The organism is Telluria sp. AZSoR62, assembly GCF_058111565.1.
In genome coordinates this window covers 1-539 of the sequence record NZ_JBYTST010000056.1, presented here as the reverse complement: position 1 = coordinate 539, position 539 = coordinate 1, and the positions used below count along the sequence as shown (strand labels likewise).

The 539-nt window shown below is 54.9% G+C and carries 1 rRNA gene; it reads right to left on the bottom strand.

Annotated features, from left to right (window positions below):
- Window positions 1–19 precede the first annotated feature (19 nt).
- Window positions 20–539 (bottom strand): 16S ribosomal RNA (locus AC3XQU_RS22830); the annotation flags it as partial.

Genomic DNA, 539 nt, shown 5'->3' with positions numbered 1-539 from the left:
AGACCCGGTGCTACTCTAGAAAGGAGGTGATCCAGCCGCACCTTCCGATACGGCTACCTTGTTACGACTTCACCCCAGTCACGAATCCTACCGTGGTAAGCGCCCTCCTTGCGGTTAAGCTACCTACTTCTGGTAAAACCCGCTCCCATGGTGTGACGGGCGGTGTGTACAAGACCCGGGAACGTATTCACCGCGACATGCTGATCCGCGATTACTAGCGATTCCAACTTCATGTAGTCGAGTTGCAGACTACAATCCGGACTACGATACACTTTCTGGGATTAGCTCCCCCTCGCGGGTTGGCGGCCCTCTGTATGTACCATTGTATGACGTGTGAAGCCCTACCCATAAGGGCCATGAGGACTTGACGTCATCCCCACCTTCCTCCGGTTTGTCACCGGCAGTCTCATTAGAGTGCTCTTGCGTAGCAACTAATGACAAGGGTTGCGCTCGTTGCGGGACTTAACCCAACATCTCACGACACGAGCTGACGACAGCCATGCAGCACCTGTGTTCAGGTTCCCTTTCGGGCACAGCCA